Source organism: Tenacibaculum sp. SZ-18 (assembly GCF_002813915.1).
Lineage (GTDB): Bacteria > Bacteroidota > Bacteroidia > Flavobacteriales > Flavobacteriaceae > Polaribacter.
This window is the reverse complement of sequence record NZ_CP019335.1, coordinates 2,744,498-2,757,607: the sequence shown is the minus strand read 5'-3', so window position 1 is coordinate 2,757,607 and position 13,110 is coordinate 2,744,498. Positions and strand designations below refer to the sequence as shown.

The window sequence follows — 13,110 nt, the reverse complement described above, 5'->3', positions numbered from 1 at the left end:
AGCCATTGTTGTAACCAGTTGTTTTAGAAACTAAATGTACGTTCCTGTCTTTTCATTCTAATATCCATTATTATTCCAATTCCAATTATTACTAAAGCAACTGAAACTACTCCAATCTTAATGCTATTATCTAAATTATTTTGAACAGCAAAACCAGCAGCAAACGAAAGTCCAAAACTAGCTGTCCAAGTTGTGTAATAATTATTTGGAACGAAATGTAATTTGTTTTTGAGGTACTTTTTAAATTTAGTCAGTTTCTGTTTAAACATTTCGTTGCTAAATGAAGGTATTTTTTCAAGTTCCAGAAATTGAATGTAGCTTTCAATTCCATCAATTTGTTCAGGACTCAAATCCTTTTCTTTTAGGCTCTGTAAAATAGCTATGAATTTTTCAAACGTCTTGATTTCTGATTTTTCGTTGGTTTTCGAAAGCTGTTTTTTTAGAAATATTATAGTTGCTTTTAAATCGTTTGTTTCAGCGACTAAATCAGAACCAGTCAGTTCTGTTAATTGCACATCTAAAGCATTGGCTATTCTTTTAACTGTTTCTCCAGTAGGTTCGGATTCATTATTCTCAATTCTTTGGATTGTTCTTAAACTTACTTTTGACTCTTCTGCCAAATATTCTTGAGACATTCCTCTGATTGCTCTTAATTCTTTTAATTTTTGTCCTAAATTTTTTGTTTCCATTATTCGTAATATTTGATGTTTCAGCAAATGTATATCGGAAACATATTCACTGATTACGTCAAGTTAACGTCATCTTTGCGTCAATTGGTTACAACGTAATTGTGTATGAAAAGTTGCGATGATTTTTAGTAGCAATTTTTCATTCGTTTACATGATTTAAAAGTAAATATAATTTTTGATTTATAGAGAAAGAAGCAATTTTTTATACACGCTGTTAACTAATGTTGGAGAACACTAGCCAAAATTCAAAGCGTTTAGAAAATTTTACACTGAAAGCAAACGAGACAGAATGCAAATCTAGATGTTTATAAACAAGAACAATTGTCAGTCAATAAAAGATAAATAGTCAAAAGCCTTACTTGCATTTAGTTTGCGTAATTTGATTGTTGTAAATAGCCTTTTTTTAGAAAAAGAACGGATCAGAACGTTCAGCGAGAATTGGCTAAAAATACGATGAGGTTCTACTTAAAAGTAAAAAGTAAGCTAAGTTATTGGAACGAGCCAGAGATTTTTCAAACACAAAACAAGAACCGACAATCAAGAAATTAGGAGATTGGCAAATGAGCCAAACCATCAAACGTTTAGTTCTCTAAAAAAAGGAAGAAGCTGAAATTATTGTTGAAAAGTACAATTTTGAAACTGACTTTGATTTATCAAAAGGAGAACTTCACATAATTCTCGACAATGATAGTTAACGTATTTGTGTATGATTTTTTGCGGGAAAAGGACACGAGTCATTTTCCGATTTTGCGGAAAGATAATTAATAAGATTGAATTTCCGCCGAGGAAATTCAGCCGCAATTAATTATACGCCTTGTTGCCCATAGTTATTTTAGTTTTATTTCCCATATCAAATATTTTCCGAATTCCCATTTCATTACAATTTCTTGAATTTGTTTGTGCTTTTTGAATTTCAAAACATGTTTTATGTCTTGATTTCGAGAAAATCTCATATTTTCTTCATACTCATTTAAGTTTTTAGTATCAACTTTTTCAAGTTCAAGTATGGATTCCCTGATGAGAGAGTAGATTCCAGATAAATCATTTTCGATTTCGTTTTTCCAAGAGTGTTTAAAAAAAAGTGTTTCATTATTTTTATAGATCTCAAGTCCTGGTGATAGAATTTCAGAAATCTCTTGGTTGTCTCCTTTTAGTTTTTTTAATAAAGAACTAAAACTCGGTATTTTTTCAGCTTTTGGTTTAGGGAAGAAGTTTGAGTATAATTCTTTTATTTTAATGCTTGACAATCTATTTTGTTTATTAATTTCAAATGAATAATTTGAATTATCGTACTCTAACATTTCTCCGTATTCCCCAACATTTGTAACTTTAGAAGGTTGTCCAATGTTTTTTATAACACTCTCCTTTGTCATTCCCATTTTTAAACCTTTAAAATTAGGATCAATATTTTCATCATCTCCATATAATTGAATTGACCAAATAATGTTTTTATCCCAATTAGGATATTCAAAAATCATGTATGCACTAGAGTCCGGTTTTATAAGATATAATTCAAATTCAAAACCGTCATCAAAAGTTTTTTTCTGCAGTGGTTCTTTTAATTCAGACAAAGGAACATCTCTGAATTGATTTAGTCTGAAACCATTAAGTTTGTCAACTAAGTCTTGTGAAAAACTAATAAAAGAAGTTATAAATAATATTAATAGTAGAATTCTATTCATAATTATGGGCAACGTTTTGGCTAAGCTGCGTTTTAATGCAGTTTAGGTGTTGTTGGCAACAGTATTTTTATTTTATGGCAGAAGAAAAAATCTTATTCCACCCCAACGGTTTCTATAATTCTCTTCAAAACTCAAAAGTTCATTTGATTTTGGTAGTTTATTATTCTCTGCATACTCATTAAATTCAGATTCGGTTTTGAATTCAACTATTTTGTCCGTTTTCAAGTTTAACACAAAATATGAGTTCTGAAATTGATAGAACCAACTTTCTAAATTACCACACAACTTATCATTTACAACTTTGAATCGTGTGGTTTCAATGTCATATCCATCGCTGGTCTTTTGTCCTTTTAGGTATCCGTATTCATTCCAATTCGTGTTTTCAATCGTTTCCCAATGTCCAATTGGAATCATTGGTCCATCTCCAAGTCCGTGATTTCCCCAATAAGTAAAAGAAAAAATGAAAAGCCCGATTGAGATTAAGAAACCAAAAGAAAACCAATATTTTTTCTTTTCCGATTTTACCCTTTTCAGATAATCATTCGGTTTAAATTTTCCAACAATTAATAGAATTCCAATTAAAATAAACGAATAAACTGATGCGAGAATTCCTATTTTAATTAACTGAAATATGAAGTGAAAAAGTACTTCCATTGATTTGGGTTATATTGTTGCCAACGTAATTGTGTATGAAAAGTTGCGATGATTTTAGTAGCAATTTTTCATTCGTTTTTCATGATTTAAAAGTAAATATAATTTTTGATTTATAGAGAAAGAAGCAATTTTTTATACACGCTGTTAACTAATGTTGGAGAACACTAGCCAAAATTCAAAGCCTTTAGAAAATTTTATACTGAAAGCAAACGAGACAGAATGCAAAACTAAAGGTTTACAAACAAGCACAATTGTCAGCCAATAAAAGATAAATAGTCAAAAGCCTTACTTGCATTTAGTTTGCGTATTTTAAGATTTGTATGAAGCCTTTTTTTAGAAAAAGAACGGATCAGAACGTTCAGCGATAATTGGCTAAAAATACGATGAGGTTCTACTCAAAAGTAAAAAGTAAGCTTAGTTATCGGAACGAGCCAGAGACTTTGCAAACACAAAACAAGAACCGACAATCAATAAATAAGGAGATTAGCAAATGAGCCAAACCATAAAACGTTTAGTTCTCTAAAAAAAGGGCAAAGCTGGAATTATTGTTGAAAAGTACAATTTTGAAACTGACTTTGATTTATCAAAAGGAGAACTTCATATAATTCTCGACAATGATAGTTAACGTATTTGTGTATGATTTTTTGCGGGAAAAGGACGCGAGTCGTTTTCCGTTGTAGCGGAAAGATAATTAATAAGATTGAATTTCCGCCGAGGAAATTCAGCCGCAATTAATTATACATTTTGTTACCATACGTTATGAATTTTAAATTTATTGTTTTTTTAGAAAATCATAACCTTTGTGTTTAAGGTAAGTTTCTCCATGTATTTTCAACTTTGTTTTTGTCAATTTTTCAATTTCTACAGTATTATTTCCAGATAAACTTATAAATTCCATTATAGTTTTCCCCTCAAATTTTGTTAGTTCTATAAAAGGAGCGGAAGTGAAGTAGTGAAGCGTTTTAGTTTTTTCATGTTCCTTGTTATATAGAATGGTTTCCCAACTTGTAGAATTACTATTACCAATAAATTCCAACCATATTATTTCATTAGAGTCTACCTTATCTTCAAGAATCCAAAACCCTCTCAGATTTTCACGAACAGAATCTAATTCGCTCAAATCAATTTCATAATCATTTTCCACAATAATTAAATCTCGTTTTGGATTTGAACACTTAGCCAATAAAAGGGTCAAAATTGATATGTAAATGATTAATCTCAAATTGCAATTTTTAAATGTATGGTAACGGTCTCGTATAACCGTCAGTTACGGGTTAATATACGCAGACTTTTCGGTTTAGCACAGGCTTTAGCAATTCCGAGTGGATTCGGACGTAGTCGAATCCGCCGTAATTGCGGTTATACATTGTTACCTGCTGGCTTTTATTCATTTACAGACTCTAATTCTGTTTTCATTCGTTTTCCACAATCGGTCAGTCTTTTCATCAGAGAAGAATCTATTATGGTTGAAACTACTTTGCTATCAGCTATTTTGTTAAATTCATATTTATTCATAAAAGTAGTTTCGTAAATAGTATCAGAATATGTCATTTTACTTGGGTCATATTCATATTTCTCAAGAGGATATTTTTTCAAGTATTTTCCATCCTCTGGGAAATATTCTCTATATTTAATTCTTAAAATTTTATTACCATTCCAATATATTTTTTTGCTCGAAAAGCCTAATTCAGCACCATATTTAGAGTCTATTAATTTCAATTCGTCATTGTAATAGAATCCGTAAAGTCCACCTCCACAAACTGACATATTAGGATAGAATTTTTTAGTCAGAATTCCATTGTCAAAAAGCGAGTCAATTTCCATTATCGTAAAATTGGTCAATTCCGTTTTCTGCTCCTGTTCAATTTCTATTTTAATGTCGGGTTTTGATTCAACCGATTTTTTTCCTGTTTCCGTTTTACAGGAACTTAATATCAAAATCAGAAATATTATTCTTAAACTTTTCGTCATTTCAGCTTGCAGGTAACGTAATTGTGTATGAAAAGTTGCGATGATTTTTAGCAGCAATTTTTCATTCGTTTTTCATGATTTAAAAGTAAATATAATTTTTGATTTATAGAGAATGCAGCAATTTTTTATACACGCTGTTAACTAATGTTGGAGAACACTAGCCAAAATTCAAAGCGTTTTGAAAATTTTATACTGAAAGCAAACGAGACAGAATGCAACTCTAAAGGTTTACAAACAAGCACAATTGTCAGCCAATAAAAGATAAATAGTTACAAGCCTTACTTGCATTTAGTTTGCGTATTTTAAGATTTGTAAAAAGCCTTTTTTTAGAAAAAGAACGGATCAGAACGTTCAGCGAGAATTGGCTAAAAAGACGATAAGGTTCTACTCAAAAGTAAAAAGTAAGCTAAGTTATCGGAACGAGCCAGAGACTTTTCAAACACAAAACAAGAACCAACAATCAAGAAATAATGAGATTGGCAAATGATCCAAACCATAAAACGTTTAGTTCTCTAAAAAAAGGACGAAGCTGGAATTATTGTTGAAAAGTACAATTTTGAAACTGACTTTGATTTATCAAAAGGAGAACTTCACATAATTCTCGACAATGATAGTTAACGGTTCGGCTATGAGTAGTTGCGTGGGTTAGCACTCAACTTTGCAAGTACACACGGAGTTGGAAATTCCGCAGGAATTTCCAAAGTAGACGAGAACAAGCAATTACTTATAGCCATTGTTGCCAGTAGTATTTATTTCAGAGTTAATATTTTATTCAGTTCCTTTTTTATTCCGTTTTCTTGGTATTGCACAATGTTAATTTTGGAATTCTTGATTTCAATTTTGTCAACAATACCATAGATTTGACCAATTCCACGATTCCAATCTTTTGGCAAATTCACTTTTTCTGTTTTTTGGCTATCAGTTTCGATAATTATTAGACTTAACGAATTATCATTGTTTTGCTCAACTGCAATATATAAATTCGGATTGTCTGTCTTGTAATCTGCGTATTTTATTTCGGGATAATATTCAATTGGCATTACGATTGGTTTTTCCGATTCCGTATTAAAAATCAATACATATCTGCAATTCGTTCCGCAACCGTTTATCAAAGCAAAACTTTTTTCTGTAATCCACTCAATTTGATTTGTGAACGGAATTCCGAGCATTTGATATTCCTCCGTTTTTAAGTCAATCTTATGTTTTTTGTTTTCGTTTCCAAATTCAGCTGTCAGATTTTGCCAATCATTTTCGGGTGTTGAATAAATTTTCAAGAATTTGTCATTTGAAATTGTATCAAGCCAAAAAATTGTTTCACTTTTCTCGGTCAGTTCAGTTTTGGTTTCCGTTTTTGCTAAATTCAGGTTTTTCTCTTTTTGATTACAACCAAAAAAAGTAAGAATTATCAATATTAACGGTATTTTTTTCATATTAATGGCAACGTTTTGTGTATTGTTATTTGCGTTTTTTAGCTGTAAAGTTAATTAAAAGTGGTGAACTTTTGGTTTTGCGAGATTTAGTCCGAAGGATTAAATCCGCAAGCAATTAACTATACATTTTGTTATGTGCAGATGTTTTATTTAAAATATCTTTTTCCAATTTTTAAATTAGGATATTCCTTTTTTAATTTATCGATAACTTTTCTTTCTATACTACTTGGTGTCAAAGCTAACATTTTAAGGTTTCCATTTATTATACTTTCATTGAAATTTTTTAGTTTAAAGTTGTCAGCAAATGATAGAGTTTCAAGTTTTTTTAATTCCCTTATTTCAATAGGTGTATTATTCAGATTAGTATTTTCAAACCTGAAATGTTTCAAATGTTTCAAGAGTTTAATTTCAGGTGGAATTGTATCAATTTCATTTCCTCTTAACATTAAGTTTTCCAGTTTTTTAAGTTTAAAAATCCATTTAGGAAACTCTTTGAAATAAGTGTTAAGAATATGTAATTTTTTTAAATGCTGTAAATTTCCAATATTTTCAGGTAACTTAGAAGATATATTATCTGAAAATTGAATTTTTAAAATTTTCAAATTTTCAAATTTTAGAATTTCACTATCATATTTGTTTAAGCTAAATTCAAAAGATTGATAGAAAGATAATTTTCTATAATACTTTGCTTTTTTTAAGACCTTTTCAAAGTCGTAATTGTCACTTATCGTTTTGCTAAAGAACATTAATTTTTTGAGGTTTTCATTTTCATAATTTGCACATAACGGTATTGTATAACCGTCAGATACGGGTTTAAAGTTACTGCTTTTCGGTTAAGCACTGACGCTTGCAATTCCGAGTGGATTCGGACGTAGTCGAATCCGCCGTAATTGCGGTTATACATTGTTGTACAACGTTTTTTATCTGTCCCAACCATCAATCACGTAATTTTTTTCACACAGTTTTTTTTCAGTTCCAGAACTTTCGGATTTAAACCATAATTCAAATCGAGCAGGATAGTAATGTTCAAAAGTTCCTTCGTCAATCACAGTATTTCCCTCGTACAGTTTATAATTATTACTTAATTCCGATATTTTGTTATTTGTCCGATTGCTTAATTTCCATTCCGATAATTGTATGTTTTGAGTCAATTCAAACGCTTTTATGTAAATTTCTCCTTTTTCTTTTGGTTTATGGTACATATAAAAATCGTAACCACTATATCCATCTCCAATAACAATAATTTTTTCCTGGTTCACAGTGATTTTTTTCAGAGAATCCAATTGTTGATTAGTTAGAAATTCAATTGGTTTTTCAAAAGTCAGATTTTTTGGAATTTCAATATTATAAAATTTTTTTTCTTTATAATCTTCTGCAAAAAGTCCAATAATAATCCAGCCAATAAAAAGTCCGATTAAGATTAAAATTCCGAATATTATTTTTTTTGCGATGGTCATTTTAAATGTTGTACAACGTAATTGTGTATGAAAAGTTGCGATGATTTTAGTAGCAATTTTTCATTCGTTTTTCATGGTTTAAAAGTAAATATAATTTTTGATTTATAGAGAAAGAAGCAATTTTTTATACACGCTGTTAACTAATGTTGGAGAACACTAGCCAAAATTCAGAGCGTTTAGAAAATTTTACACTGAAAGCAAACGAGACAGAATGCAAGTCTAAAGGTTTATAAACAAGAACAATTGACAGCCAATGAAAGATAAATAGTCACAAGCCTTACTTGCATTTAGTTTGCGTATTTTAAGATTTGTAATAAGCCTTTTTTTAGAAAAAGAACGGATCAGAACGTTCAGCGATAATTGGCTAAAAATACGATGAGGTTCTACTCAAAAGTAAAAAGTAAGCTAAGTTATCTGAACGAGCCAGAGACGTTGCAAACACAAAATAAGAACCGACAATCAAGAAACAATGAGATTGGCAAATAATCCAAACCATCAAACGTTTAGTTCTCTAAAAAAAGGACGAAGCTGGAATTATTGTTGAAAAGTACAATTTTGCAACTTACTTTGATTTATCAAAAAGAGAACTTCACATAATTATCGACAATGATAGTTAACGGTTTGTGTATGATTAGTTGCGGGAAAAGGATACGAGTCTTTTTCCGTTTTTTCGGAAAGATAATTAATAAGATTGAATTTCCGCCGAGGAAATTCAGCCGCAATTAATTATACGCCTTGTTGGCAATTGTAATTATTGTATAGTTTTCAAAATTTCAATCTGTTTATCCGGAAATTTCATAATCATATAATGTAAAAAATTTTTCTCAATCATCTGCTTTTTGTTATAGGAAAGAGAGTAGTTGTAAAATTTAATCAGTTTTTGGTAGTCATCAGACCATTCAATCCAAGAAGTTATTTGAGTTTCAATAAAATCAATTATTTTCAGGAAATCAATTTCTGAAATATTATAAATATTTATATTATTACTGTAAATCATTATCCCTTCATTTTCATTGTATCTTGAGTCTCTGTTTATTGGTTCTCCGAAAACTTTAATAATTTGTTCTTTACCTTTTGGTACTTTTTCAGATAGTCTGTAAAAGTTTGGGAATCCCATGAATCCTTTAGAAGAAACTCCTTCGTTTTTTAATTTCTTAATTAATTCTAGAGAAACGAAAGTTGGAATAATTTCCAAATTCACATACTCTCCTGGGGTATTTGATCTACTTGACCAAAAAGAAATCTCAAATTTTATTGATTTATTTTTAAAAGTGATTTTTGGTTTTGATTTAGCATATTTCCAGCCTTTTTTTGAAAAATATTCACCAATTTCATCGCAAGTTGCTTTAAAAATCTCTTTACAATCAGTATTCTTATCATAGGTATTTAGAATACTTTCTTTTTTCCATTTCCAATTCATTATTCACTATTATTGCCAACGGTCTCGTATAACCGTCAGTTGCGGGTTAAAGTTAAATTAATTTTCGGTTAAGCACTGTATTTAGCAATTCCAAGTGTATTTGGACGTAGTCGAATCCGCCGTAATTGCGGTTATACATTGTTGGCATTAGTAATTTTTATCCGGTTTGTTGTTTTTCCATTGTCAGATATTAAAGTCAGTCCATTGTTTTCATCTTTTTCCATAGTCCAATGAAATGACTTTATTCCAGTTTCCAAGACTTTCGTTTTATTTTTCAATCGGTCATAATAAATCAAGTCATTATTCGCTTTAGTATGAACTCCGCTTTTAATAGGATTTGAATTCCATTTTTGCAGATAAACTCCGTTTTCTGTTCTAAAAAACCAGTCTCCGTAAAACTCCTTTCCGAACGCATTCTTTGGTTCCGTTTTGATGTGAACAAAAGCAGGTCCAAATCTTAATTCGCCAGCATATTTACTCATTATTTTTGATTCCGAAATCGAAGTCAGTATTGACCAATCATTTTTCTCGTCAGCGTACGAGTCATATTCCGCAATTTTGTCAATCCGCTTTTTTTGTAATAGAAGGACAAGAACTAAAATTCCAAGGATTATGTATAAAATTGTCGATGTTTCCATTATTAATGCCAACTCGTTATATCAGTATAAAAATTCCTGTTTATCGATTAAATATTCCGGATAACAGGAACTTTTGTGTTTTTTCTTGTTTTTATTTAGTAGTGTATTTCTTCAAAAGTATGGAAAATATACTTATACCCACATAAAACTTTTCCTCAGTTTGAGATACTGATTGAAGTATTAACAGGATAGTTGAGATTAATGTTGATTATGAAACTGTAACCAATGTGTAACAACATGATCATATTTGTATTTTAAAACTTCTCCTATATTAGGATCATAAAACTTATTGTTTCTTTTTAATACGAAAGGACCTTTTTCATTAGGGTATTGAAACCTTACTACTGAATCATTAGGAATTTCATCAAGAGTAATATCCACTCCTTGAACCAATCTTGTTTTATAGCCTTTAGAATTCAGATAAAACATTATGTCTCCTCTTAGACTTAATGACCAATTGTTTTGAAGGTTTTTACAAATCTCTTGGATTGATTCTCCTGTTATTCTTTGGATATAAAACTGAAATCCATATTATTTATAGCTATTGTTGTAGCACGTTTTGTATTATTTTAAATCATTAGAGAAGTGTCCTTTGTTTTTCCCTTTTGAAAATTTCTCTTTGTTAAATTCATTCGATTTACCTTTCTGAATACTCAAGCTTTTACATTGGTCTTCTTTTATCATTTTTCCAATATAAAGGATTTGTAAAATATGATAAGGATAGTACGCTAATTGTCGATTTATCGTATCTATAATTGAATGTTCTTGATTTCGTATATATACTTTTGCTTTAAAGTTATCTTTATTTATCGAATACAGTGCATTGAATAAGCAATTCCAGCTGTTATTATATTTTTCAATTAATTCGGCTTTGGTTTTTATAACCGATTCAAATTATAAAGCCCTATTTCGCCATCCTTTTCCTCCGTCAGAATTTAAAAAATTAGTCTACCGTGATTTCATATTTCCCCAAAATTGATTACGATTATTACAATTGAGTTCGATTCACTGTTAAATTGCCAAAATAGACTTTTCTCATCAAGTTGATCAAAAGTTTTTTCTCCAACAGGTTTATAATGTTCAAACTACTTTTTAACACTATTTAGATATTCATTTTTCATTCAGCGCTAGTTTTTACTCAAACTGGCCTGCGGTTCGGCCAAGCTACGTTTTAATGGTGTTTCTTTATTGTTATACAAAGTTGTATCTTGTTCTTGTGAAAATTTTTCAGTTAACAAATTCCATAGTGTAGAATAACCATTATCATACCCTAGTGCCCAAATTCCAACCCCAGCAATTTTGTTGTTTTTTATCCAATCGTATTTAATTGATAGGGATTTTACGTCTTCAAAAAATAATTGTCGATAGTTGTTTACACTATCTTTAATAATGATATAACTTGAAGAGCTTTTGGGGTCAAATTGTAATGGAATACTTAAAGAATCAATATAATACTTCCTTATTGACTTATAAGGTGGATGAGTTTTGAATCTTGTTACAATAGCTCCTATTTCAGGACTTCTTGTGTACCATTCAGCTCCATAATAGGGTAAGCCAACAATTAATTTGTTGAGATGAACTCCTTTATTTTTATAAGCATTAACGGATTCCACAAGACCATTTCCAAATCTCTCACTTTTTTTAAAAGGTGTCACAGGACCAGTCGTTTTACTGAAGCTTCCGTAGTAGTCATATCCCATCAAAGTGTAAAAATCTACCTGCGAATCAATAGCTTTAATGTCGAAAATATTATTCCAATCCTTTGCGTAGAGGCAAAGAGAAACCATATATTTTGGATTAACTTGTTTGAGCTTTTTTGAAACTTCAAAAATAAATTTCGTGAAATCCTTTTTATTTTTTTTTGGTACTCCTTCAAAATCAATATTTATACCATCAGCAGCTCTCAAAGCAAGCAAACTTGACAAGCTATCAATTAGTGTTCTCTGAGCCTTCGGATTTTCTAGAAAAATAGAATTATTATCCCTTCCGAAATTAGAAACTGAAAGAAATACTTTGCAATCATTCGCTTTTGCACTATCAATCAAAGCAGTTGTTTTCCACTGATGTATGCTTTTATAATTACCTGTTTGTGGTTGGATTGTGTATGAAAAGTAGGATAATCCCCATAACATGGGAAAATTGTAATTTTTCCATGAAGAACCGTTGGAATAAATATGCCAGCCAAATGTGCGTATATCCGGATTAATTTTTCCTTTTTTATAGGATACATGTTCATGAGAAATATTATTCAGACTATCCCATTCCCGCTCATTCTTAAAATTAAAATCGCCATATATTTTTTCATGCAAATGGCGTTGACTTATAAATTCTTTTTTGACCGATGATATAATTACATTTGCATTTTTGCTGTCATTGAGACACGCTGATATAAGATTTAATGAAGTAAGAACGATTATTAATTTTCTCATCTAAATATTACCTGACTATCTCGTATAATTGTCAGTTACGTTTTTAAAGTTATATTTTTTTTCGCTTGCTATTTTTTTTAGGAAATTAAATTCAATTACAAGACCTACGCTATAATTGCGGTTATAAATAGTTGCCATTAGTTTTTAGTTTCCAATCCAATTAAAAAACATTTGTATTGGTAAAGTCAGAATGACGATGATAAAGTCCATTAAAAATCCAACAATTGGCAGAATTAAAAATATCCACCATTTAATTTGAATTTTGTCGAAATGCCATTTGTCAAATTCTTCCAAGCAATTATTATTTTATCCTTATAATAGTATAGAATTAATAAATCAGCTAAAATCATTCCACTTATTCGGACAGGAAGAGCGTACCCATGTACTCCTGTTGTAAAAGAAATATCGATTATCAAAATTTGACTTAAAATTGATAAGACTAATAAAGTTCCTATTAGCAAAGTTCTATTAAAAATCAGTAATATTCCGCCTATAATTTCCAGAATACCAGTCGCAATATTGAAAAAAATGCTTCTTTCAAATAAATGCCAAGCCAAATAAAAACTATCAATATCTTCAATTGGCTGTTCTAAAATTGATGTATCATGAACTCCAAATTGACTTAAGGTAAGTTTACTCCATCCATAATTAATCATATAAAAAACCAAATACCAACGTAAAGCCAGTATTCCAAAGTCCAATATTTTCTCTTTTTTCAATTTAGCTTTTCTCAAATTAAT

13 protein-coding genes and 2 pseudogenes are annotated in these 13,110 nt (G+C 30.1%); all 15 read right to left on the bottom strand.

Annotation, left to right across the window (positions count from 1 at the left end; genetic code table 11):
• Positions 1 to 23: 23 nt before the first annotated feature.
• The 15 genes and pseudogenes from BTO06_RS12300 to BTO06_RS12230 all read right to left on the bottom strand — a co-directional run bounded on the left by BTO06_RS12300 (position 24) and on the right by BTO06_RS12230 (position 13,104).
• A complete protein-coding gene (locus BTO06_RS12300; protein ID WP_100925589.1) occupies positions 24 to 689 on the bottom strand; it encodes a helix-turn-helix domain-containing protein in 666 nt (221 codons plus the stop codon).
• Between the two features lie 827 nt (positions 690 to 1,516).
• Positions 1,517 to 2,371 carry a hypothetical protein gene (locus BTO06_RS12295; protein ID WP_100925588.1) on the bottom strand — a complete coding sequence of 285 codons (855 nt, stop codon included), beginning with the start codon at positions 2,369 to 2,371 and terminating at the stop codon, positions 1,517 to 1,519.
• A gap of 72 nt (positions 2,372 to 2,443) precedes the next feature.
• Positions 2,444 to 3,025 carry a PepSY domain-containing protein gene (locus tag BTO06_RS12290; RefSeq protein ID WP_100925587.1) on the bottom strand — a complete coding sequence of 194 codons (582 nt, stop codon included), beginning with the start codon at positions 3,023 to 3,025 and terminating at the stop codon, positions 2,444 to 2,446.
• 772 nt (positions 3,026 to 3,797) lie between these two features.
• Positions 3,798 to 4,247, bottom strand: a complete 450-nt coding sequence (locus tag BTO06_RS12285) for a hypothetical protein (protein ID WP_157811835.1) — start codon at positions 4,245 to 4,247, stop codon at positions 3,798 to 3,800.
• Positions 4,248 to 4,408: 161 nt separating this feature from the next.
• Positions 4,409 to 4,996 (bottom strand): hypothetical protein, encoded by a 588-nt coding sequence (locus tag BTO06_RS12280; protein WP_100925585.1) that lies wholly within the window; start codon positions 4,994 to 4,996, stop codon positions 4,409 to 4,411.
• Between the two features lie 749 nt (positions 4,997 to 5,745).
• Positions 5,746 to 6,426 carry a hypothetical protein gene (locus BTO06_RS12270; RefSeq protein ID WP_100925583.1) on the bottom strand — a complete coding sequence of 227 codons (681 nt, stop codon included), beginning with the start codon at positions 6,424 to 6,426 and terminating at the stop codon, positions 5,746 to 5,748.
• A gap of 146 nt (positions 6,427 to 6,572) precedes the next feature.
• Entirely contained in the window at positions 6,573 to 7,028 is a 456-nt protein-coding gene (locus tag BTO06_RS12265; protein ID WP_157811834.1) for a leucine-rich repeat domain-containing protein, read from the bottom strand.
• Between the two features lie 318 nt (positions 7,029 to 7,346).
• Positions 7,347 to 7,883, bottom strand: coding sequence for a hypothetical protein (locus BTO06_RS12260; RefSeq protein ID WP_100925581.1), 537 nt, complete (start codon positions 7,881 to 7,883; stop codon positions 7,347 to 7,349).
• Positions 7,884 to 8,634: 751 nt separating this feature from the next.
• Positions 8,635 to 9,303 carry a hypothetical protein gene (locus BTO06_RS12255; protein WP_100925580.1) on the bottom strand — a complete coding sequence of 223 codons (669 nt, stop codon included), beginning with the start codon at positions 9,301 to 9,303 and terminating at the stop codon, positions 8,635 to 8,637.
• Between the two features lie 131 nt (positions 9,304 to 9,434).
• Positions 9,435 to 9,941, bottom strand: a complete 507-nt coding sequence (locus BTO06_RS12250) for a hypothetical protein (RefSeq protein WP_100925579.1) — start codon at positions 9,939 to 9,941, stop codon at positions 9,435 to 9,437.
• A 198-nt stretch (positions 9,942 to 10,139) separates the two neighbouring features.
• Positions 10,140 to 10,370: a hypothetical protein gene (locus BTO06_RS12245; protein WP_100925578.1), complete on the bottom strand. Its 231-nt coding sequence runs from the start codon at positions 10,368 to 10,370 to the stop codon at positions 10,140 to 10,142.
• A gap of 267 nt (positions 10,371 to 10,637) precedes the next feature.
• Positions 10,638 to 10,802 (bottom strand): annotated as a pseudogene (locus BTO06_RS18875) (DUF1572 family protein); the annotation flags it as partial.
• A gap of 98 nt (positions 10,803 to 10,900) precedes the next feature.
• A pseudogene (locus BTO06_RS18870) lies at positions 10,901 to 10,978 on the bottom strand (hypothetical protein); the annotation flags it as partial.
• 90 nt (positions 10,979 to 11,068) lie between these two features.
• Positions 11,069 to 12,370 carry a glycosyl hydrolase family 18 protein gene (locus tag BTO06_RS12235; protein WP_100925577.1) on the bottom strand — a complete coding sequence of 434 codons (1,302 nt, stop codon included), beginning with the start codon at positions 12,368 to 12,370 and terminating at the stop codon, positions 11,069 to 11,071.
• Positions 12,371 to 12,603: 233 nt separating this feature from the next.
• Positions 12,604 to 13,104, bottom strand: a complete 501-nt coding sequence (locus BTO06_RS12230) for a DoxX family membrane protein (RefSeq protein ID WP_100925576.1) — start codon at positions 13,102 to 13,104, stop codon at positions 12,604 to 12,606.
• Positions 13,105 to 13,110: the final 6 nt, after the last annotated feature.

Excerpts from the sequence above, each read along its gene's own strand:
- BTO06_RS12255 (WP_100925580.1), bottom strand. The coding sequence starts at position 9,303 with ATGAATTGGAAATGGAAAAAAGAAAGTATTCTAAATACCTATGATAAG.
- BTO06_RS12270 (WP_100925583.1), bottom strand. The coding sequence starts at position 6,426 with ATGAAAAAAATACCGTTAATATTGATAATTCTTACTTTTTTTGGTTGT.
- BTO06_RS12290 (WP_100925587.1), bottom strand. The coding sequence starts at position 3,025 with ATGGAAGTACTTTTTCACTTCATATTTCAGTTAATTAAAATAGGAATT.
- BTO06_RS12295 (WP_100925588.1), bottom strand. The coding sequence starts at position 2,371 with ATGAATAGAATTCTACTATTAATATTATTTATAACTTCTTTTATTAGT.
- BTO06_RS12280 (WP_100925585.1), bottom strand. The coding sequence starts at position 4,996 with ATGACGAAAAGTTTAAGAATAATATTTCTGATTTTGATATTAAGTTCC.
- BTO06_RS12250 (WP_100925579.1), bottom strand. The coding sequence starts at position 9,941 with ATGGAAACATCGACAATTTTATACATAATCCTTGGAATTTTAGTTCTT.
- BTO06_RS12245 (WP_100925578.1), bottom strand. The coding sequence starts at position 10,370 with ATGTTTTATCTGAATTCTAAAGGCTATAAAACAAGATTGGTTCAAGGA.
- BTO06_RS12260 (WP_100925581.1), bottom strand. The coding sequence starts at position 7,883 with ATGACCATCGCAAAAAAAATAATATTCGGAATTTTAATCTTAATCGGA.
- BTO06_RS12235 (WP_100925577.1), bottom strand. The coding sequence starts at position 12,370 with ATGAGAAAATTAATAATCGTTCTTACTTCATTAAATCTTATATCAGCG.
- BTO06_RS12300 (WP_100925589.1), bottom strand. The coding sequence starts at position 689 with ATGGAAACAAAAAATTTAGGACAAAAATTAAAAGAATTAAGAGCAATC.